Source organism: Methanobacterium lacus (genome assembly GCF_000191585.1).
Taxonomy (GTDB): Archaea; Methanobacteriota; Methanobacteria; order Methanobacteriales; family Methanobacteriaceae; genus Methanobacterium_B; species Methanobacterium_B lacus.
This window is the reverse complement of sequence record NC_015216.1, coordinates 2,139,860-2,161,686: the sequence shown is the minus strand read 5'-3', so window position 1 is coordinate 2,161,686 and position 21,827 is coordinate 2,139,860. Positions and strand designations below refer to the sequence as shown.

Annotated in this window: 19 protein-coding genes; 15 read left to right on the top strand and 4 right to left on the bottom strand. The window is 38.9% G+C overall.

The features are described from left to right. Positions 1-278: 278 nt before the first annotated feature. The 10 genes from METBO_RS10450 to METBO_RS10405 all read left to right on the top strand — a co-directional run bounded on the left by METBO_RS10450 (position 279) and on the right by METBO_RS10405 (position 13,814). The gene (locus METBO_RS10450) at positions 279-2,069 is read left to right on the top strand and encodes an FAD-binding protein (RefSeq protein WP_013645683.1); all 1,791 of its coding nucleotides are present in this window, start codon (positions 279-281) and stop codon (positions 2,067-2,069) included. Continuing rightward, positions 2,070-2,843 carry a succinate dehydrogenase/fumarate reductase iron-sulfur subunit gene (locus METBO_RS10445; RefSeq protein WP_013645682.1) on the top strand — a complete coding sequence of 258 codons (774 nt, stop codon included), beginning with the start codon at positions 2,070-2,072 and terminating at the stop codon, positions 2,841-2,843. Position 2,844: 1 nt separating this feature from the next. Continuing rightward, positions 2,845-4,230, top strand: a complete 1,386-nt coding sequence (locus METBO_RS10440; RefSeq protein WP_013645681.1) for an aspartate ammonia-lyase — start codon at positions 2,845-2,847, stop codon at positions 4,228-4,230. Positions 4,231-4,241: 11 nt separating this feature from the next. Next, a complete protein-coding gene (locus METBO_RS10435; RefSeq protein ID WP_083804495.1) occupies positions 4,242-5,519 on the top strand; it encodes an alpha-hydroxy-acid oxidizing protein in 1,278 nt (425 codons plus the stop codon). 333 nt (positions 5,520-5,852) lie between these two features. Next, a complete protein-coding gene (glmS, locus tag METBO_RS10430; RefSeq protein ID WP_013645679.1) occupies positions 5,853-7,628 on the top strand; it encodes a glutamine--fructose-6-phosphate transaminase (isomerizing) in 1,776 nt (591 codons plus the stop codon). Positions 7,629-7,775: 147 nt separating this feature from the next. Next, positions 7,776-8,063, top strand: coding sequence for a hypothetical protein (locus METBO_RS10425; protein ID WP_013645678.1), 288 nt, complete (start codon positions 7,776-7,778; stop codon positions 8,061-8,063). Positions 8,064-8,241: 178 nt separating this feature from the next. Beyond that, the gene (locus METBO_RS10420; RefSeq protein ID WP_013645677.1) at positions 8,242-8,814 is read left to right on the top strand and encodes a helix-turn-helix domain-containing protein; all 573 of its coding nucleotides are present in this window, start codon (positions 8,242-8,244) and stop codon (positions 8,812-8,814) included. 85 nt (positions 8,815-8,899) lie between these two features. Then, positions 8,900-9,319, top strand: coding sequence for an acyl-CoA thioesterase (locus tag METBO_RS10415; protein WP_013645676.1), 420 nt, complete (start codon positions 8,900-8,902; stop codon positions 9,317-9,319). A gap of 66 nt (positions 9,320-9,385) precedes the next feature. Further along, positions 9,386-11,044 carry an AMP-binding protein gene (locus tag METBO_RS10410; RefSeq protein ID WP_013645675.1) on the top strand — a complete coding sequence of 553 codons (1,659 nt, stop codon included), beginning with the start codon at positions 9,386-9,388 and terminating at the stop codon, positions 11,042-11,044. A gap of 268 nt (positions 11,045-11,312) precedes the next feature. Continuing rightward, positions 11,313-13,814 (top strand): DUF5814 domain-containing protein, encoded by a 2,502-nt coding sequence (locus METBO_RS10405; RefSeq protein WP_013645674.1) that lies wholly within the window; start codon positions 11,313-11,315, stop codon positions 13,812-13,814. A 24-nt stretch (positions 13,815-13,838) separates the two neighbouring features. Here the strand turns inward: METBO_RS10405 and arfB are convergent, their stop codons facing one another. Both arfB and METBO_RS10395 read right to left on the bottom strand, forming a co-directional pair. Further along, a complete protein-coding gene (gene arfB / locus METBO_RS10400; protein ID WP_013645673.1) occupies positions 13,839-14,546 on the bottom strand; it encodes a 2-amino-5-formylamino-6-ribosylaminopyrimidin-4(3H)-one 5'-monophosphate deformylase in 708 nt (235 codons plus the stop codon). A 34-nt stretch (positions 14,547-14,580) separates the two neighbouring features. Then, positions 14,581-15,057 carry a DUF1947 domain-containing protein gene (locus METBO_RS10395; protein WP_048186449.1) on the bottom strand — a complete coding sequence of 159 codons (477 nt, stop codon included), beginning with the start codon at positions 15,055-15,057 and terminating at the stop codon, positions 14,581-14,583. Positions 15,058-15,599: 542 nt separating this feature from the next. On the opposite strand from METBO_RS10395, the gene METBO_RS10390 reads away from it, so the two are divergent. The 5 genes from METBO_RS10390 (at position 15,600) to METBO_RS10370 (ending at position 19,776) form a co-directional block, all read left to right on the top strand. After that, positions 15,600-15,842, top strand: coding sequence for an LSM domain-containing protein (locus METBO_RS10390; protein ID WP_013645671.1), 243 nt, complete (start codon positions 15,600-15,602; stop codon positions 15,840-15,842). A 60-nt stretch (positions 15,843-15,902) separates the two neighbouring features. Then, positions 15,903-16,085, top strand: a complete 183-nt coding sequence (locus METBO_RS10385; protein ID WP_013645670.1) for a 50S ribosomal protein L37e — start codon at positions 15,903-15,905, stop codon at positions 16,083-16,085. Beyond that, positions 16,086-16,976, top strand: a complete 891-nt coding sequence (locus METBO_RS10380) for a toprim domain-containing protein (protein WP_013645669.1) — start codon at positions 16,086-16,088, stop codon at positions 16,974-16,976. A gap of 107 nt (positions 16,977-17,083) precedes the next feature. Next, the gene (purF, locus tag METBO_RS10375) at positions 17,084-18,484 is read left to right on the top strand and encodes an amidophosphoribosyltransferase (RefSeq protein WP_013645668.1); all 1,401 of its coding nucleotides are present in this window, start codon (positions 17,084-17,086) and stop codon (positions 18,482-18,484) included. Between the two features lie 44 nt (positions 18,485-18,528). Continuing rightward, the gene (locus METBO_RS10370; protein ID WP_013645667.1) at positions 18,529-19,776 is read left to right on the top strand and encodes a peptidase U32 family protein; all 1,248 of its coding nucleotides are present in this window, start codon (positions 18,529-18,531) and stop codon (positions 19,774-19,776) included. Between the two features lie 29 nt (positions 19,777-19,805). Here METBO_RS10370 and METBO_RS10365 read toward each other — a convergent pair whose 3' ends face one another. After that, entirely contained in the window at positions 19,806-21,260 is a 1,455-nt protein-coding gene (locus METBO_RS10365) for an MDR family MFS transporter (protein WP_013645666.1), read from the bottom strand. Continuing rightward, positions 21,241-21,723, bottom strand: coding sequence for a MarR family winged helix-turn-helix transcriptional regulator (locus METBO_RS10360; RefSeq protein ID WP_048186448.1), 483 nt, complete (start codon positions 21,721-21,723; stop codon positions 21,241-21,243). Before METBO_RS10360 ends, METBO_RS10365 begins: the two co-directional genes overlap by 20 nt. Positions 21,724-21,827 lie beyond the last annotated feature (104 nt).

Below are 21,827 nucleotides of genomic sequence, written 5' to 3'. Positions count from 1 at the left end.
ATAGTTGCATAAAATTTTTCTAGTGAACAGTTTTTTGATGCGAAATTCAATAAATTTTTTTCTAAACATTTACACGAGATTTTAGGGTTTAAACACAAACCTGCTGTTTTTGATGGTGTCCTGTTTGTTTTCACAAATTATTAATTCCTTGAGAAATAAACAGATTACTAGTTAATGGAAACCCGATTCAGTGGTTTGATTACTCTGTTTCCAAACTGGATATTTATGCATTGAAAAAAATTTGTCACAGCTCTTAAATTTAAAAACTGAATGATATCTTGTTAGATAGAAATCCTAAGGAAGGAGGAATGGACATAACAACAAAATCAATAAATCAGGACACAGCCATTGGTGCAGATAGATCAAGGATGCACCAACATGATCTGTTGGTGGTTGGGGGAGGACTTACGGGTCTAAGGGCAGCAATGCAGGCATACGACGCAGGTTTAGATGTTGTGGTGATCTCCAAGGTCAATCCACTCAGATCCCATTCTGTTGCAGCCCAAGGAGGTATGAATGCATCGTTGGGTAATGTGAAGGGCGAGGATGGTACAGATGACAGCTGGGAAATGCATGCCTACGACACTGTCAAGGGATCTGATTACCTTGCAGATCAAGATGCAGTCGAACTCATGTGCAGGGAAGCACCGAGATCTGTTGTTGAACTCGAACACCTTGGAACTGTATGGTCAAGACTAGAAAATGGAAAAATTGCCCAACGACCATTTGGAGGGGCAGGATTTCCCAGAACATGCTATGCTGAGGACAGAACAGGACACAACGCACTTCACACCCTCTTTGAACAGGTTGTTGCAAGAAGAATTCCTGTTTACGAAGAATTTTTCGTAACCTCTCTGGTAACCAATCAAGGAAGCTGTGTGGGCTTAACTGCCATCGATATCAAAACCGGAGATATTCACGGTTTTTATTCAAAGGCCACACTAATGGCCACTGGAGGTTTTGGAAGAATATACAGCAGATCCACGAATGCAATAATAAACACTGCAGATGGCCAGGCACTTGCAATGGATGCTGGTGTTCCACTTAAGGATATGGAATTTGTACAGTTTCACCCAACAACCCTCTACGGCACCAACATACTCATGAGTGAAGGGGCTCGTGGAGAAGGAGGAATCCTGGTTAATAAGGAGGGTGAACGTTTCATGAAACGTTACGCACCCAACTCTATGGATCTGGCACCGAGGGATGTTGTTGCAAGATCCATTGAACAGGAAATTCTCGAGGGAAGGGCCTTTGATGAGGGATACGTACATCTGGATCTAACCCACCTTGGATCAAACCGTATAAAAGAAAGGTTACCTGGAATAAGACAGATAGCAATGGATTTTGCAGGAGTTGACCCGATAGAAAAACTGGTACCAATTCAGCCTGGCCAGCACTACTCAATGGGGGGGATTGATGTGGAAAAAGACGGATCCACCATTTTGAAGGGGCTGTATGCTGCAGGGGAATGTTCATGCATCAGTGTTCACGGAGCAAACAGGTTAGGGGGAAATTCTCTACTTGAAACAGTGGTGTTTGGAAGACTGGTTGCAGATAAAATAATTGAAGATATCACGAACGCTGAAAAACCTGAAACAGAACCAGTACTAGAGGCAGTCAGATCCATGGATGACAAAATCCAAACTATACTCCAAAGAAATGATGGTGAAAAGTTTTTTTCCATCAAAACAGATTTGACAGTTACAATGCAGGAAAAATTCGGAATATTTCGTGATAATGACACAATGAACGAAGGACTCCGCGAAATAGGTCAGTTAAAGGAAAGATTTTCGAATTCATGCTTCAACAACAAGGAACCAGCCTACAACCAGGCACTCATACAATTTTTAGAACTTGAATCCATGCTTAAGATAGCAGAGGTTGTAGCTTTGGGAGCAATTGAAAGGAGAGAGAGCAGGGGTTCCCACAAGAGAAACGACTATCCCGACAGGGATGATGAAAACTTCTTAAAACATACCCTTGTCAACATGAAAGATGGTGAAATTGTTTTAAACTACAAACCAGTTAAACTTGGAATGTTTAAACCCAAGGAGCGTGTTTATTAGATGAAGTTCAAAATTTTCAGGTTCAAAGAGGGAATGGAAAACCCAAGCTACGACAAATTTGAATTTGAACCTCCAACTGGCATGACAGTGCTTGGTGCTTTATTTTATATACAGCAAAACTTTGATGATTCCATAGCCTTCCACTACTCATGCAGAGGAGCTGTTTGTGGAACATGTGGAATGCTAATAAACAAAGTACCCAGATTGGCATGCAGAACACAGCTCGAACCCCTAATTCATGGAGAACTTAAGGTACCTCTATCACCCTACAGTGCCATTGAAGAAACTGGTGCATGGGATCCTGAAGAAGAGATTTTAATAGAACCACTGCCTCACCTGTCTGTTAAAAAGGATTTAATCGTAGACATGGACAGATTTTTTGATTACTACCAGCAAGTTGAACCAGTGCTCCAACCAGCAGATCCAGAACCCACCTTGGAACGTTTGATGGATCCTGAAGCTGTTAAGGAACTGGAACTCTACACCAACTGCATACTGTGTGCTTTATGTTTCGGATCCTGTCCTGTTGACGGTGCTAAACCTGACTACTTGGGTCCTGCTGCGCTTGCAAAACTCTACAGATTCTACATAGATCCCAGGGAGGGCAAAAATGAATCCAGGCTTCTTCTAGCAGACAAACCCAACGGATGGTGGGACTGTGAATTTCATGGTAACTGCAGAAGAGTTTGTCCAAAGGATGTACCTCCTTTGATTGCAATTGCCAAGGCAAGGGAAAAATTAAACATCATCAAAAACAGGAAGGATGGGAAGTAGTATGCGTGAAGAAGAGGATTTTCTAGGTAAAAAAAACCTGCCAGATTCTGCCTATTACGGTATACAAACACAAAGAGCCGTTGAAAATTTCCCAGTAACAGGCCGAGGGGAAAGTAAAGAGTTCATACTGGCCTATGTCATGCTTAAAATAGCAGCTGCAGAGGCAAACATGGAACTTGATAACTTAGATCATGAGCAAGGTTCAGCAATTATCAAGGCAGCTCAAGAAATTTTAGGGGGCAAATTACTGGGGGAATTTAGGGTGGATCTGTTCCAGGCCGGAGCAGGCACCTCATTTAACATGAATGTAAACGAGGTAATTGCCAACAGGGCCCTGGAAATATTGGGCCACAGTAAGGGAGATTACAACTACCTAAATCCCAACGACCATGTTAACAGATCCCAATCAAGCAACGATACATTTCCAACAGCCTCCCACGTGGCAATTGTGATGGAAGCAGATAAACTAATGGAAACACTCCACAAACTTTCCAGTTCAATGGAGGATAAGGGAAAAAGTATGATTTCTGTACCAAAATCCGGAAGAACACACCTAATGGATGCCATGCCAATAACAATTGGAGATGAATTTATAGCCTACAGTGAGGCAATCAAACGTGCATTAAACAGGATAAAAGAAAGCAGAAACAATCTCCTTGAAATACCCCTTGGGGGCACAGCAACTGGCAACGGGGTAAACACACCACCACTTTACAGGGAAACTGTGATAAAAAAATTATCCAAACTCACATCGCTACCACTCTTACCTGCAAAAAATGGGATGGAAGCTCTGCAGAGCCGGTCTATAATGGTTGCCTTTTCAAATTCCCTAGCAGAACTTGCAGTTGAACTCTCAAGAATAGCCAATGATCTCAGACTCATGGGATCGGGACCCACCTCAGGACTAAACGAAATAGTGCTGCCCCCTGTACAACCAGGATCGTCCATCATGCCAGGAAAGGTTAATCCTGTAATGGCCGAATGTATGAATATGATATGCTTCCAAATAATGGGAAACAACAGCACAGTGTCACTGGCAGGTCAGGCGGGCCAGTTCGAACTCAATGTAATGACTCCAGTCATGATATCCAACATCTTGGAAACCTTGGCCATGTTAAACAACTACCTTCCAGTGTTTCAAGAGAAATGCATCGAAGGTATCATGGCAAACAAAAAAACCATAGAAGATAGAACTGGTAAAAATCCGAGCATAGCAACACTACTATCTCCCAAAATAGGATATTCAGAAGCTGCTAAGCTATCGAAGGAAGCCCTGAAAACTGATCAATCCATAAAGGATTTGGTGGTTATGAAGGGGTTAATGACCATGAAAGAAGCTGATAAATTCTTTGATCTTGATAAAATATCCAAAAATCCCTACAAATGATGGTTTAAATTATGGAGAGAATCGATAAAATGAGATATATTTGTTCCTATTGCAATATTTACATCTACGATGAAGAAAAGGGAGACCTTGAGACTAAATTAGAGCCTGGCACAACTTTGGAGGAAATACCAGATTCATGGCTTTGCCCTGTTTGTGGAATGCCTAAAGAATATTTGAAACCTGTCAACAACAAAATTTTTGAAATCAAAGCTAAATCCTACACCGAAACCCAACATCAAACTCAGGACATCAACTACTACCGTTCCATAGCCCGGAACATGCTGCATGGAATTTGTGGAGAGTACGATGTATGCAATGGTAAACCAGATAGGATGTGCTCGGGTCAGAACTTTGGAGGTTCCATAGGATTTGGAGGTGCAGGACAGGGAAAAACCTTTGAGGAAAATTACAATTCTTTACAACGGTATAAACTGAAAATGAGGGTGATAAAGGATCATAAAGAACCTGAAATGTCTCTATCCATATTCAACAAACAGATCGCACTTCCAGTAATGGGCTCAAGTCTTTCAGGCGTTAAAAACAGTATGAATGATTCAATTCCTGAAGAAACCTTTTATAGAGGTCTTTTACATGGGGCTATGTCATCAGGCACCATTGGAATGGTTGGAAACACCAACGATGTTCCAGATGATCTTGGAGTGAAAACAGTCGGTGAAAACCATGGATGGGGCATACCCATCTTCAAACCCCAATCTCAAGAAAGATTACTGGAATTAATCAAACAGGCAGAAGAACTAAACGTCCTTGCAGCAGGGGTAGATCTTGAAGGTGCAGGCTCAACCTTCTGGAAAACTGCTAAAAAACCAGTTTACCGCAAAGGGGAGAATGATCTAATTGAACTGGTGGACTCCACAGAACTACCCCTCATATTCAAGGGCATAATGTGCAGGGAAGATGCTGCCAAACTTTTAGATGTTGGTGCTGCAGCATGCTACGTTTCAAATCATGGAGGAAGGGTTCTTGACGGTGCACAAGGAGTTGCAGAGGTACTTCCTGAAATTTCTAGTGAGGTGGATGGGAAGATACCGGTACTTGCAGACGGTGCAATAAGAACAGGTTATGATGTGCTTAAAATTTTAGCCTTGGGGGCTGATGTGGCATTGATAGGAAGACCCCTTGCAAGATTGTCATTGGCCGGAGGAGAAGTTCCAGTTAAACTATACTACAAATATGTAAAGGATGATCTTCGAAACGCAATGCTATTAACTGGATGCGACAATCTAAACGAGATAAACATGGATATTTTAACTGGACCATCGATGAATTGATAAAACAAAATTTGTTTTTACATTTTTAACAAATTATTTGGATGTAAATTGAGGATCAAAGGGTCATTGTAACCCAAAATTAATTTTTTATATCAAGTTACACAGTTTTTTAATAGTTATTTTAAATAATAATTATGTCCATATTAATTATAACCCAAATCTATTGTTGATGAAAATTTTATATAGATGGTGAAGGTTCATAATAGTAAATGTTTAAGAAAATTTAAATTTCAAAGTTGTTCTACTTGTATTAAAAAAAATAAAACAGTATGCATTGATTAAACTGTTTAATGATTACCGTTTCAAATTATAAATAAATCCCTTGGTGAAATCATGTGTGGAATTGTAGCATGTATAATTAAAGATGAAGCTAGTACTGTACTTTTAGAATGTGTACGAAGGTTAGAATACAGGGGATATGACTCTGTTGGGATAGCAACGCTTTCTGAGGATCTATACATCAAAAAGGGCGAAGGAAAAATTGATGAAGTTCAAGAAAAAATTGTTTTAACAGATATTCCTGGAAACATGGGAATAGCTCAGGTAAGATGGGCAACACACGGGCTTCCAACAGGAAAAAATGCCCATCCACATACGGACTGTCAGAAAAGAATTGCGGTGGTTCATAACGGGATCATTGAAAATTATAAGGAAATAAAGAATAGCCTCATAGATGAAGGTCACATATTTGTTTCTGATACTGACACCGAAGTTATACCTCACCTCATAGAGAAATATATGGACATGGGTAATGGTCTTGAAGTGGCAACAAGAATGACCACCAAGGATATCAAGGGGTCCTATGCAATTGCAGCCATCAGTGCAGATGAGCCAGATAAAATAATTGGAGTCAGGAAGGAGAGCCCATTAATTGTTGGGGTTGGTGAAAAGGAATTTTTCATTGCATCAGATGTTCCTGCTGTTTTAGACCACACAAATAAGATAATCTATCTAAACGATAATGAAATGGTTATACTAACTGCTGATGGAGTAATTGTCAAGGATGATGAGGGTAAAGTCCTTGAAAAGGAAATTGAAACCATAGAATGGACATCAGACATGGCTAAGAAGGGTGGTTACAAACACTTCATGCTGAAGGAAATTCATGAACAACCAGAGGTTGTAAAGAATACTCTGATGGAATATTCAGAAATAGAGAAGGTAGTTCAAAACTTTTCAGACTTCAAAAGGGTTTGTTTTGTGGCATGCGGAACTTCTTACCATGCATCTTTAGTTGGAAAGTACCTGTTTGAAACACTCCTTGGAATACCAACGGATGTTATTCTTTCATCGGAATTCATATTCTCAGAACCTTCACTGGATTCAGACACATTGGTAATATTCATAAGCCAATCCGGGGAAACTGCAGACACACTCAAGGCCCTTAAAGTGGCCAATAAAAAATCAGAAACCCTTGTGATTGTAAATGTTTTGGGAAGCACAGCAACCAGAGAAGCCAACCATGTGATATATTCCAGAGCAGGCCCTGAAATAGGTGTAGCAGCAACAAAAACCTATGTGAGCCAACTCGTATGCATCTATCTCCTTGTAATCGCATTAAGTGACGATAAAAAACTTTTAGAGGAGATTAAAAAGGTTCCAGATCGTATGAAGTCTGCAATAGAAGATGAGGAACATATCATTGAAATAGCCAAGAAGTACAAAGACGCCACCGATTTCTTCTTCATTGGAAGGGGATTTTCATACCCAACAGCACTCGAGGGTTCATTGAAACTCAAGGAAATAACCTACATCCATGGTGAGGGGTACGCCGCAGGTGAACTTAAACACGGACCATTAGCATTAATAGATGATGATGTACCTGTTCTTGCAGTTGTACCTCCGGGACAGAGTCATGATAAAACTTTAGGAAACATTGAAGAGGTTAAGGCCAGGGGAGCCAGTGTAATTGCAGTGGGATCCTCAGAGGACACCGTACTCAGATCAGAGGCTCATGATTTCATAGGATTTGAAGCAGATATAACTGAAATGATATCTCCAATACCCTACGTTGTACCGCTTCAATTATTATCTTACCACATAAGTGTTGAAAGGGGCATAGATCCTGATAAACCAAAGAACTTAGCCAAATGTGTTACAGTTGAATAAACTGAACAATTCAACAAGTAATGACATTTGCTCATGCTCAAACATGAAAATGTTTTAAGTGAGCCAATACAAAATTAGAATCAAGCTTTGATAACTTACTTGAGTTACCAAAGCAAGCATAAAAATCCATCAAGGTAGATAATAAAAATGAATCCAAAAAAATCTGGAACCCTATTTATAGTGCTGATAATAGCTTTATTGGCATTTGGAGTAGCTTCGGCAGCCAACGTATTTGGTTTGGGTTCTAACTTGATAGATTCTTCAATTCCTTCAAATTTGAGTTTAAATGGACAACAACAAATATCAGCAATTGGAGACACTTCATTCACTCCAGTGTATGTTAACAAACGTGTGGTTGTAAATATAACCAACACAACCCCGGTAGTTGTACCAACAAACAATTCAACTAACTACACCCCAACAAATTCGGGTTAGAAGGAATATTTAATAGAAATATTTCCATTAATGGTCTTGTTTTCATTTGGAACACCGTTCCAAATTTTAGGTTTGTTAATATCAAATATTTCTTTGAATTTTTTACAAACACAGAAGTGATATTGAAATGATATGAAACTAAATATCAATTATAGGTGGATAATTAAAAGGTGATTTAATGTCAGAAAATCGTGTAGGCGAAAAAATACGTCAATTAAGAGAAAGTAAAAATATTTCAATCGAAGAACTAGCAGAAAATTCTGATCTAAGTGTAGAAATGGTTGAAAAACTTGAAAGTAACACTGTAATGCCTTCATTATCTCCATTGTTAAAAATAGCCAAAGCACTAGATGTTAGGCTCGGAACCTTTCTGGATGATGCACCACAATCAGGACCAGTTGTAGTTAAATCAGGGAAATCAGAAAATGTTATGAGATTTTCTGGAAAAAATACAGATCTTAAGGAAAGTACCCTTGAATTCTACTCTTTAGCATCTGGAAAAACAGACAGGCACATGGAACCATTCATAATTGATGTTCACCCTCCTGAAAACGAAGACTACCAACTCTCCTCCCATGAAGGTGAAGAATTTATTTACGTTATGAATGGAGAGATTGAAGTTCTCTACGGCAAGGAAAAATATTTGGTTTCCAAGGGTGACAGTATTTATTACGATTCGGTTGTACCCCACGATCTCCACGCATACGGTGGAGAAGCCAAGATACTGGCAATTGTCTACACACCGATCTAATATTGTAATGGTAGATTTTTAATATCACAAAATTTTAATGAAACAATAAACTAAACAGCGAACTAACAAATATAAGAGGAATTAAATGTTTAAAACAGTAGTAACTCCAAGATTTGGAGACATAGACGGACTTCGACATGTAAACAACACAGTTCTAGCAATATGGTTTGAAGAGGCCAGAAATCCAGTGTTCAGAATGTTCACACCTGATCTTGATTTAAGCTATGAGAACTGGAAACTCATAATGGTCAGAACAGAATTTGACTTCGTGGGTGAAATGTACTATGGTGAGGACATAGAGATACGAACATTCGTTGAAAAAGTAGGTAACAGTTCATTCACATTGGGACACGAAGCATGGCAAAGGGGTAAACTAAATGTTAGGGGAAAGGCCGTTGTTGTGCACTTCGATTTTATCGAGAAAAAATCCATGCCCATACCAGAATCCATAAGATCACAGTTGGAAGAACATTTACTGCCCCACGGAACCCAGAGTCAGGAATAGAAATAATAAATTAAATAAAAAAAAATAGATGATAACAACCAATTAGTTAAGTATGGGGGAATTTTCATGCTCTTTAGTGAAGAAACCATCGGAGACTTCTTTGAAAAACAGGTAGAAAAGGATCCATCCAGGGATTTCCTAGTGTATCCCGACAGAGATCTTAGGTTTACATACAAACAGTTTGATGAACGTGTAAATATGCTTGCAAAGGGCCTTTTATCAATTGGTGTGAAAAAGGGCGATCATGTGGGTATATGGGCTAAAAATGTGCCGGACTGGTTGACATTCATGTTTGCAACAGCCAAAATAGGGGTGGTTCTTGTTACCATGAACACAGCCTACAAATCCCACGAACTGGAATACGTACTTAAACAGTCCGATATGAAGGCCCTTGCAATAATTGATGGATTCCGGGATGTGGACTACTTGAAAATACTCTACGATCTTGTACCTGAACTCAGAACCCATGAAAGGGGAGAGCTTAAGAGTGAAAGATTCCCGTATCTTAAACAGGTCATCTACGTGGGCCAGGAAAAACACAGGGGAATGTACAACACCAACGAACTCATGCTTCTAGGTAAGCACACCGATGATACTGAGTTTTTAAGGGTTAAAAAAACCCTCGACAACCATGATGTTATCAACATGCAGTACACCTCAGGAACAACAGGATTTCCCAAGGGTGTGATGTTAACCCATAGAAACATCCTAAACAACGGATACTACATTGGAGAATGTCAGAAATTTACAGAGGAAGATAAATTATGCCTGCCTGTACCGCTTTTTCACTGTTTCGGTATAGTGCTTGGAGTACTGGCAATTTTAACCCACAGGGGCACACTTGTAATGCTTGAAGAATTCGACCCATTACTTGCCCTTGCAGCGGTTCAAAAGGAAAGCTGCACAGCTTTATATGGTGTTCCAACCATGTTCATAGCAGAATTTAACCATCCAATGTTTGAAATGTTCGACCTAACTTCCCTTAGAACAGGTATAATGGCAGGATCCCCGTGTCCAATTGAAGCCATGAAAAAGGTAATATCAGACATGCACATGGAGGATATTACGATAGCCTATGGATTAACAGAAGCTTCACCAGTTTTCACCCAGACAAGTGTGGATGACTCTGTTGAAAAACGTGTGAACACAGTTGGAAGGGCACGTCCAAACATAGAGGTCAAACTAATAGACCCAGAAACCGGTGAAACACTGGGACCAGGTCAGCCAGGAGAAATTTGCTGCAGAGGCTACAACGTAATGAAGGGCTACTACAAAATGCCGGATAAAACTAAAGAAGCTATTGAAGAGGATGGTTGGCTTCACAGTGGAGATCTTGCAACCGTGGATAAAGATGGGTACTACACCATAGTTGGAAGAATAAAGGACATGATCATACGTGGTGGTGAAAACATCTACCCAAGGGAGATAGAAGAATTCATCCACACCATGCCCGAAGTACAGGATGTCCAAGTAGTTGGAATTCCCGATGAAAAATACGGAGAAATAGTCGGAGCATTTGTAATCCCCGAAAAGGATGTTGATTTGGAAGAAGAAGATGTACGGGACTACGCACTCCAAAAAATAGCTCGTTACAAGGTTCCTAAACATGTTTTTATTGTTGAGGAATTTCCACTCACAACCAGTGGAAAAATTCAAAAGTTCAAATTAAGGGACCAGGCTGTGGAACTTTTAAATGAAAAACTGAAGAAGATGGAAACTGTATAAACTCCAACTTCATTTTAATTATTTTTTTTAAATATAATTACAGTTAGTTACGGTGCATCGTCTGGAAATAGCTTCAATAATGATTAGACCTTTTTTTAAGGTAGTTGTTTACTAAAAGTTAATATGATCTTAAATTAAGGAACTGAAGTTTCAAACTAACATTTTTTTTTTAATCCCCAAAAAATACTATTAAATCTTTAAATATACAGAGATTTAAAGTGAATCAAATAAGACTGAAAATATTTTTTATAAACAATTCAAGATTTAAATGATAATTTTAAGGAAAAATAAAAAGATATTGGAAATGTTTCCAATAGGCAGTGCTAAAGGTGCTGTTAACACCCGCAGGAAACCTTTATTTTATGGTTATATTAAATTAGAGAGGAAAGGAGATAAGGTAAGGCCAAATAAATTCATCGTTAAAAAAGACCCTGATAACGAGAACCTGTTCCCCCCAAGTGAAGCAATCAAAATTTTAAGGAAACAAAATGTTTACTTGGTTGGAGACGATGAAGAAACTGAGGAAATGCTCGAATCCCTCAATATACCATTTAAGAAAACCATAATGTGCAGGCACTGTACATTTGAAGGATTCATAACACTCATCAGAAGAGATTCATCCTACCTCTACCATAGGGAGTACCTCTGCAAAAAATGTGCAGAAGAAGAAATAAAACGCGAACTCAAGGCACACAACTTTGACATGAGCACGTTTCCTAACTTCAAAAGGAAACTCGAAGAAACTGGAGACCTGAACGTAGTGCTTAAAATGATGGATCCCAGGTTCAACCCTGTTAAACATCCAAATCTCACACTCTATGATAAAATAGATTCCAAGGGCCCAGATGCACCCAAAATTTTGATAGATGACATTAAAATACCTGGCGAACTTAAAAAGATTTTAAAGGGTCATGGAAAACATTTACTCCCAGTTCAAGCCCTTACACTAAAAAGCGGACTTCTTGAAGGGGAAAATCTCCTGGTTGTATCTGCAACAGCTAGTGGAAAAACCTTGATAGGCGAACTTGGAGGAATACCCAATGCAATGAATGGAAAGAAGTTCATATTCCTCACACCACTCGTGGCACTTGCAAATCAAAAGTACAGGGACTTCAAAAAGAAGTACAAACAGTTAGGACTCAAAGTATCAATACGTGTGGGAATGAGCAGAATAAATGCCAAAGAAGAACTATCCATACACGATGAAAAAATTAACAACTCTGACATAGTTGTTGGTACCTACGAGGGATTGGATTTTCTCCTTAGATCCGGCAGGGCCTCAGATATCGGAAATATCGGCACAGTGGTTGTGGATGAAATACACATGCTGGACGACGATGAAAGGGGACCCAGATTAAAGGGATTAATACGCAGGTTACAAACCTTGTTTCCAGATCTGCAGATCATTGGTTTGTCTGCAACTATTAAGAATCCCCAGGAAATTGCATCGGAATTTCGAATGAAACTGGTGGAATACGACAAGAGACCAGTACCCCTTGAAAGACACCTGATATTTGCAAGAACTGACCATGAAAAGGAGGATCTGATTGCTAGATTATCCAGAAACGAGTACAAAACAGTTTCATCCAAGGGATTCCACGGTCAAACCATAATATTCACCAATTCAAGGAGAAAAACCCATTCAATAGCAGATTACCTGGCAAAAAGAGGAATTTCTGCAGCAGCTTATCATGCGGGTCTTTCATATGCTAAGAAGAGCAGAATTGAGAAGGATTTTTTGAAACAGAAAATTTCAGCAGTGGTTACAACAGCAGCCCTAGCTGCAGGGGTGGATTTCCCAGCTTCTCAGGTGATATTCGAAACTCTGACCATGGGAAATAAGTGGCTGAGTCCAAACGAATTTTCACAGATGCTTGGAAGGGCAGGAAGACCAACCTACCATGATATTGGGAGGGTATTTCTAATACCTGAAATTGGATTAAAATACGACGACGAAACAGAGGAAACACAAGCAGTCAGACTCTTAGAAAGTGATGTAGAATCCATCGATGTACACTACTCTGAAGAATCTTTAGTGGAACAGGTTTTAGCTGATCTTTGTTCTGGAACAGCTGATAATGTTTCTTACCTTGAAGAAGCGTATAAAAATGATGACCTGCCCATGGGTGTGGATGCAGTTTGCGATCTAATTGTTGACCATGGCTTCGCAACATCCAAGAACGACTCTATATCTCCAACATCCTACGGCCGTGCAGTTTCAGTTTCATTTCTAAACTACCAAGATGCAGATTATATAAAGAAACGGATCACATCCTCCAAACTGAGTCCGGTGGACATTGCCATAGGTTTAAATCCATTTGAAAGTGCTTATCTATCATCACGCATAGTCCAAAAACTTGCCCAAGCTTTAAAATCCAATGTATCATCCAGGCTCTTTGCAGATTCAACCCTCGATATATTGAGTTCAGGGGATGCCATCTCAAAACTCGAACCCAAATTTCAGGAACTCCTAATAAATCTGCAGATGGAGTTCATGTCCTGTAGATGTAAGGACAGACCTTTTTGCACCTGTTTCCAGGATGAAATGTCCATGAAAATATTGAAGTACCGTAACATGAAGTACGACCCTGCGGACATAAGCAAAAAACTCCTCAGGGACTATGGAATACATGCCTATGCTGGAGACATATTCTCATGGCTGGACTCATTAATAAGAACGTTAGAAGCAGTTAGAAGAATTTCAGAAGCATACAAACGTTTTAAACTGGTTAAAGAGTGTACACAGATAATCAAGAAAATAGAGAATTAGGGAACTAAAAAATATAAATATTTTTTATTCTTTTTTTGTATCAGCTGTTAGTTTCTCAACATCGTCCATCACAGCCACAATTGCAGTTTGGAGTATGGACTCGCCAAGCTCAAGATCGATACACACACCAGTATCAATGACTTCCAGAGCACCCTGATTTATTCCTTCCTCAGCTTTTCTGGCTTTATCAAAACCAACCATTCCAACTTCAGGATAGTTTTCGAAGTTGCAGTGTTCGTCTAATTTGGTTTTATCAAGAATTCCCAGTAGTTCACCCACTGATACTTCTCCTGTACCTGCATGTGGTCCTTCAATTTCCACAATTTTGTTGTTGAAAATAATTTTGAGACCAGTTTCTAGCTGCACATGTTCAAGATAATCATTAACTGGAACGTTGCCTCCATGGCCATTTACAAGGACAACTGAGTCGAGTTGAAGCAATTTCTTCGCTGATCTCAGGGTTGGAATCAGCTGTTTATTAACGAGTTCTTCTGGTTCTTGGTGAATTCCATGCTCAACATATTCGTACTCTGTTGCAGAGTAAAGTATTCCAAGGTACTTGGCCCCTGTTATCAAAGCTGCTTGAAGCCCGATATAGGCAGCTATCTTGGAATCTGTATCAATGGGTAGAGCAGCACCATGATTCTCCAGATGTGAACCCACTGCAAGAACACCCACACTGTGAACCTGTGGAGATACAACGTTACCTGCTTCGTATCTGAGATCAGTCATTTTATCAAAGTCACCTCTTTTTTACAATCAACTTCTAGATAACCAGATCCCAGATCTCGTCACCAACATGATGAATATTTTTAATTGCCTTACCCTCCCTATTTTCAACCATTTCAGGTCCTGTTAGGAGACTTCTACCTGTTGCAAGGGGTTTGTGATGGGTTTCATCCACAATCACAACCAGATCTCCTTCAACGATGTTTGGATCGGCATCTGTGATTCCGGGCGACATGATATCAGCACCCTTAATAACAAATTTAACTGCACCCATGTCAACCACCACAAACTTGGTTTTGATATCCAGTTCAAGGGCTCCTTTAAGGGTTGGAAATGGTTCCCCATCTATCATCATGATCATGGGACTTCCATCCACAAGTATGATATCGTCAAGGTCTGTTTCGATGATCTCGACCTTGCTTTTAGGTTTAATTATTCCTGAAAAATCTCCTAGTTGTCCTTCCATATCCCTGAGCATTTTCTTTTTAAGATAATATCTTTTCCTGATCTTCAATTTACAACACCTTACACAATTGATCGATGATTTTCAAACAAGAACTATTGTTCAATAAAATTTTTTTTTATACACCAATGATCTTCAGTTATGGTTTAATACTTCAAATTACTACATAATTATTGACCACAACTGTTTTACAAATGATCGTTTACAATTAATTTGAATCAAATAGTTACAAAACAAATTTTCTGTTATTAATCTTTATAATACAGTTCTTTCATTGGAAATATTAAGATATGGGTTGGTTTGGATTTTACATATTTGAATATGTTCGTGCTGCTTCAAATATTTTTTTTGGGCAGGCCATAAATTACCATAACTTTTTCATTGGATTGAAATTTTTATCAGTGGTTGAATGATTAAATGTATATAACAAGATGATCTGAGTTAATGTAAGAAAAGAATTTGATCTCATTTTAAATAAAAATGCTTTTAATTCTGAACTTAATTGAGTTGCAATAAATTATATTAGCGGTTAGCAACGGATACATTTAAATACAAATCTGACCAACATTGAAGTTATAGGAAAGGTGATATTAGTGACTGTACAAAAGAATTTAAATACGTCGAGGCCCTTAGATGTGCTTGGTAAATCATTAAACTCACAAGTATTAATTGAACTCAAAGGTGGTAGAGAGTTCAGGGGACTTTTAAAAAGTTTTGACATGCATATGAATTTAGTATTGAATGAAGCTGAAGAATTAGATGGCTTAGAAACAGCTAAACGATTAGGAATAGTCCTTATTAGAGGGGACAACATAGTATATATATCTCCGGTGTAAAACTGGGACCTAATCTCAACAAATTTTTTATATTAACACAATTCACGGAGGAAAATTAGAATGAAAGGAACACCATCATTTGGTAAGCGTAACAAAAAAACCCATATACGATGTAGACGTTGTGGAAAAAACTCTTACAACGCACGTAAAAAGTACTGCGCTGCCTGTGGATTCGGTAGATCAGCTAAGATCAGATCCTACAACTGGCAGAATAAGAAACTTAATGGTTACAGGTTGAAGTAAATGGATGCAATCAATCCAATAGATGTTAGGATCATTGTGGAAGGTGCTTCGGATGTGGAGATAGTTTCCAGGGCCATGCAGAACATAGCCCTTGGAGCAGAATACCACATAACCATATCCTCCATAATTCCAACAACTAACCCTGAAATTGCAAAAAAAGCGGTTCAGGGCGCAGATATAGTGCTTATAGCAACAGATGTGGATGCACCAGGCAGGGAACTGGCTGAAAAGTTCAGAAAATGTCTCAAAGATAAAGTTGGACATGTTGAACGTATGAAATTCCCATTTGGCCATGATGTGGAGTACATGGATCCCTCCATCATAAGGAAGGAAATAAAAAACGCCATAATAAGAACAGGCTTGATATCAATAGCCAACGTTCAAAAATTCAGAGAACTTGAAAACAATTTAACTGAATCAAGGGAAAATATATTAATTTTAGCTAAAGAGAAAAAGAATCTGGAAACAGAAAACCAGAACTTAGTCTCGGTAAATGAAGATTTAACTAATTCTAACTCGAAATTAACTGAAAAACTCAGAATTGTGGAAGATGAATTTAGAATTGCTAAACACAAGCATGCAGATATTAAAAACAAATATCAATTCATCAAATCTAAACAACTCTTTGAAAGGTTTTCATTAAAGGATCTCTGGAAAGAATTATTTGATGAAGAATTAAATGATGAAGAACAAGTTTATTTTATATCTAATGAATTTAAGCCTGAAAAAATAGTTGTAGGGCAAGGTTACATTGCAGCAACTTCCAAGGAAGCTGCCAAGGAATGGTTAAATATCATAAGAGCGGTTTTAATTTTTTACGATTCAAAGATAGAAGATCTAAAGGATGAATTTACAGATGAAAAATTTAACCCAAACCTACTGAAGGAATGAAAAAAATAACCAAAATGTAAATCTGATTTTAAACTAAAGTATATTATAAATGATCAATTTGAGATAATGGATCGGTAATTATCTTATAATATCAGGGAGATTTTCAATTGAGGGATAAATGTGGAATTGTAGGTGCATATTCTCGAGATAAGTCTGTCCATGTTTCACGCCAGATATACTATGGCTTGTACTCTCTGCAACACAGAGGACAAGAATCAGCAGGTATATCTGCACATGACGGAAACCAACTTTCAACCTATCGTGGTATGGGTCTAGTATGCGACGTGTTTAACAACGGTAATGTTGAAGGAATCGATGGTAATGTCGGCATTGGACATGTAAGATATTCAACTACTGGTAAATCAAAAATAGAAAATTCACAACCAATGTTCAGTAATTTTGAATTGGGAACTGTTGCTGTTGCCCATAATGGAGACATCATAAACTCTCCAGAGTTAAGATGTGAACTGGAACTATTGGGATACGAATTTGAATCAACAACAGATTCTGAAGTTTTATGCCATCTCCTCACACGGGAAATCTTAAAAACTTCAAATGTTGTGGAATCAATAAGAAATGTTACAAAAATGCTTAATGGTTCCTACTCACTTGTAATACTGTTCAACGAAGACTTATACGTTGTTAGGGATCCCAACGGCATCAAACCCCTTTCCATGGGTGAGCTGGGAGACTTAACAATGGTGGCATCAGAAACAGTGGCTTTTGATGTTTTAGGGGCCAAACATCTCAGAGATGTTGAACCTGGTGAAATCATCCGCATTGGGGATAAAATAGAAAGCTACAAGCTTTCCGAGACAGAAAAACCTCGAAGAGCTCATTGCATGTTTGAATATGTTTATTTTGCCCGTCCTGACAGTGTTCTTGACGGAAGTTCTGTTTACAACGTGAGGCTAAACATTGGAAAGGCACTTTCAAAGGAATTTCCAGCAGACGCAGATGTTGTAATGCCAGTTCCAGATTCTGCAATTACAGCAGCAATCGGATTTTCAAGAGAATCTGGCCTTGGTTACGGTGAAGGTCTCCTTAAAAACAGGTATGTGGGCAGAACATTTATCATGCCTACCCAGGTCGAAAGGGAAACATCGGTAAGACTCAAGATGAACCCAATCAGATCTGAACTGGAAGGTAAAAGCATAGTACTCGTAGACGACAGTATTGTCAGGGGAACAACCTCAAAATCTCTTGTAAAAGTATTGAGAGAAGCTGGTGCCAAGGAAATACATCTCAGGGTGGGATGTCCACCAATTATTTCACCATGCTACTACGGTATTGCAATGGCAACCAAGAAAGAACTCATAGCATCTGACAAAGATGTTGAAGATATCCGGAAAACTTTGGGTGTGGATTCACTCGGTTATCTGAGCCTAGAATCACTCATAGAATGCATAGGAATTGAAGATGGCAACCTATGTGTGGGCTGTCTCACAGGTGAGTATCCAACAGAACTACCTAAAGATATCAAAGAGTACGAAGCTAAACGTTGCTAAAAAATAGATTTAATTAATTTTTTTTAAAACATTTTTTTTTTAAGGTGGTAAAAATAGTAGAACTTCTCTCCCCTGCAAAGGACAGGATATCACTCATCTCCGCAATCAAAAATGGAGCAAACTCTGTGTACGTGGGCCTGGATGGTTACAACATGAGGGCCAACATTGCCAACTTCTCAATGGAAGAAATTTCAGAAGCTGCAGCACTCTGCCACCAAAGAGGAGTTAAACTCTACGTATGTATCAACACGTCTCTTAGCGAGGTAGAAGTAGAGAAACTCAAGGTTAACATGCCTAAGTTAAAGGATTCTGGTGCAGATGCTGTTATTGTATCAGATCTTGGCGCAGTTAAAATAGCCAGGGACTCTGAAATGGAAGTTCACATGAGTGTACAGGCAAACATCACCAACAGCGAGTCATTAAAGGTCCTGAAGGAACTTGGAGTGAACAGGATCATCTTATCAAGGGAACTACCCATCCAATCCATACAAGAAATAGCGGTAAATTCTCCCATGGAACTTGAGGTCTTTGTACATGGGGCCATGTGTGTGGCAGTTTCAGGTAGATGTTTTTTAAGTTCGTACATGTACAACAAAAGTGCCAACTGTGGAGAATGTCTACAACCATGCAGAAAGGAATGGAAGCTAACCTCAGAGGATGATGAAGAATTTATCCTTGGGGAGAACAATTTTTCAAACACAGGAAACACCTCAGAAACTCGGGCCACAACCCACATTCTGAGCCCAAGGGATCTGTGCATGGTAGAACACATTCCCCTCCTCATAGAATCTGGAGTCAAGGTTTTTAAAATAGAGGGCAGGGCAAAACCTGCAGACTACGTTGCAACTGTAACCAAAGTTTACAGGGAAGCAATAAACGAGTACGAAGCAGGCCTATGGAACACACCAGAACATGAAGAAAATGTCATAAGATGGTTGGAAGAACTTAAAAATGTTTTTAACAGAGGTTTTGACACAGGATTTTATTTCAACACACCCAAGGAAAACAGCAGTTCTAACGAGGCAAAATATAAGAAAAAAGATGTGGGTGAAGTTGTAAATTATTACAAACGCGTCCAAGCCGCCGAGATAAGAATCTGGGATGACATCGATGTGGGGGACGCACTGATTATCCAGGGCCAAACAACGGGATCAATAGAACAAACTGTTGAATCAATACAGATCGACGGAAAACCTGTTAAAAAAGGAGCTAAAGGACAAAATGTAGCTGTTCACGTCACTGATATTGTAAGGCCCGGTGACAATGTTTACAAAATGGTCTTCAAAAATTAAAAAAAATATTTGAAGAAATTCAGGCTGTACTAAACTTCTTCGGTTCCAACTGGTTCATCAATCACATTAAAATCGTTTGAATTACTTAAAACAGCATCTTTTAACATTAACGAAGCTATTAATCCAATTATACACATCACAATTCCAAATGTGAAGACATTGTGAATTGCTGTGATCATGGGTCCCACTGGAACACTGCTTACAGCATTTATATCCATGTTCATGGTTAGGTTTACAATCAAACCAAAGATTGGGAGGGTTATGGTGGCACCAACATTTCTGAAAAACTGGCTAGATGCCGTTGCAATTCCAATGTCCCGTCTTAACACAGCATTTTGTATTGCCACAGTGAAAACTGGATACATTATTCCTGAACCAATTCCAAGGATGGTTGTGTAAATAAGAATTTCAGCTGTACCTGTTGATTGGGTTATTGTGGTGGCCATGACCATTCCAACAGTTATCAAACCAAATGCCATTACACCCATCTTTTTATAGGTTCCTGTTTTAGAGATCACCTGACCTGCGATTAGAGATGCCACTGTTAAACTAACTAGCATAGGAGTTATTAAAGCCCCGGAACCTGATGCACTTATTCCCAGAACCTTCTGAATAAATAGTGGTATGTAGATAATTCCACAGAACATAACAGCGTTTGATAGGAACATCGCAACTGCAGACAAATTGAAGACAGATATTTTAAACAGATGCATTGGCAGTAAGGGTTCAACTGCCCTACGTTCAACATGAATAAATAGGATGAACATCAGTGCAGCGAAGATAAACAGAAAACCCACCACATATTCTGGAAGGTACGATGATCTCACGTAGGTTAAAGCAACGCACAATGAACTAAACGATAGTGACATGGTAATTAGGCCAGCGTAATCTATGACCTTCTCCCTCACAACCTGTTTCAAGTGGGGGAAATAAATGCTCAGCATGACAATTGCAGCCACTCCAACAGGAACATTAACGAAAAAAACCCACTGCCATCCCATAAAATCAGTTATAACTCCTCCAAGTATTGGTCCTAGAACGTTTGATATACCAAACACCGATGCAAGTATTCCTGTGTATTTTCCCCTCTGTCTAGGTGGGAATAACTCAGCAACCACTATGAAGGGTATGGTTATCAATATTCCACCACCAATACCCTGAATTCCCCGGAATATAATGAGCTGGAGCATGTTGCTTGAGAACCCACATGCAACAGAACTCAACACAAACAATACTATCCCTGCTATCAAGATCCTCTTACGTCCGTAGAGATCTGATAGCTTTCCAAACAAAATAATAGCGATGGTGGAGGTGAGCATGTAAATGGTGAATGGCCACACGTAGTAAACCATACCACCGAGGCTTGAAATAACCTTGGGCATGGCAGTTGCCATGATTGAATTATCCAGTGCAGCCACAAGCAGACCTATCATGAGCCCGGCCATTACAAGGCTGATGTTAAATTCATTTTTTGATGGTTCCATGATGACACCCCTCGATCATGAGAATTTTAGATTTAATTGTTTCAATACAGTGTTCAAGCTCAACCAGCTCTTCATTATTTAAAACATTCAAGGTTTCTTTTATATTGTTTTTAACCCAAGTTCTTGATACTTTGATGTAATCCAAACCATTTTGGGTGATTCCTATGTTGATGACCCTCCTGTCTGTTTCATCAGGAATTCTCTCAACCATACCTTCAGATACCAGTTTGTCAAGATGGGCTGTCATGTTGGGTCTAGATAACAGCAATCTTTTTCCAATTTCAGATATTGGGAGATGGTTGTAATGCTCAAGCAAACCCAGTATCTGGTACTGATCAGCTGTTCTTTTTTTGTAGCTTGATTTTGTGATATCAGTTTCCTTCGCAGTTGTTAATTTTTTGTAAAACATGGGCATGTAGATAAGCAGAGAATCTACCAACCTGTCCATTTCCTGTTGTTTCATTTTATCACCGTGATAACATTCATAGTAATTCATTAACTTAATAATTAATAAACTTAACTATTCAGTTTTTGAACTAATTTAAACAACAAAACAAAAGTAGTAGG

Bases quoted from the DNA above. Each gene is read 5' to 3' on its own strand.
- METBO_RS10410 (WP_013645675.1), top strand. From the start codon at position 9,386: ATGCTCTTTAGTGAAGAAACCATCGGAGACTTCTTTGAAAAACAGGTA.
- arfB (WP_013645673.1), bottom strand. From the start codon at position 14,546: ATGACTGATCTCAGATACGAAGCAGGTAACGTTGTATCTCCACAGGTT.
- METBO_RS10385 (WP_013645670.1), top strand. From the start codon at position 15,903: ATGAAAGGAACACCATCATTTGGTAAGCGTAACAAAAAAACCCATATA.
- METBO_RS10360 (WP_048186448.1), bottom strand. From the start codon at position 21,723: ATGAAACAACAGGAAATGGACAGGTTGGTAGATTCTCTGCTTATCTAC.
- METBO_RS10365 (WP_013645666.1), bottom strand. From the start codon at position 21,260: ATGGAACCATCAAAAAATGAATTTAACATCAGCCTTGTAATGGCCGGG.
- METBO_RS10405 (WP_013645674.1), top strand. From the start codon at position 11,313: ATGATAATTTTAAGGAAAAATAAAAAGATATTGGAAATGTTTCCAATA.
- glmS (WP_013645679.1), top strand. From the start codon at position 5,853: ATGTGTGGAATTGTAGCATGTATAATTAAAGATGAAGCTAGTACTGTA.
- METBO_RS10440 (WP_013645681.1), top strand. From the start codon at position 2,845: ATGCGTGAAGAAGAGGATTTTCTAGGTAAAAAAAACCTGCCAGATTCT.
- METBO_RS10425 (WP_013645678.1), top strand. From the start codon at position 7,776: ATGAATCCAAAAAAATCTGGAACCCTATTTATAGTGCTGATAATAGCT.
- METBO_RS10445 (WP_013645682.1), top strand. From the start codon at position 2,070: ATGAAGTTCAAAATTTTCAGGTTCAAAGAGGGAATGGAAAACCCAAGC.
- METBO_RS10380 (WP_013645669.1), top strand. From the start codon at position 16,086: ATGGATGCAATCAATCCAATAGATGTTAGGATCATTGTGGAAGGTGCT.
- METBO_RS10415 (WP_013645676.1), top strand. From the start codon at position 8,900: ATGTTTAAAACAGTAGTAACTCCAAGATTTGGAGACATAGACGGACTT.
- METBO_RS10435 (WP_083804495.1), top strand. From the start codon at position 4,242: ATGGAGAGAATCGATAAAATGAGATATATTTGTTCCTATTGCAATATT.
- METBO_RS10420 (WP_013645677.1), top strand. From the start codon at position 8,242: ATGTCAGAAAATCGTGTAGGCGAAAAAATACGTCAATTAAGAGAAAGT.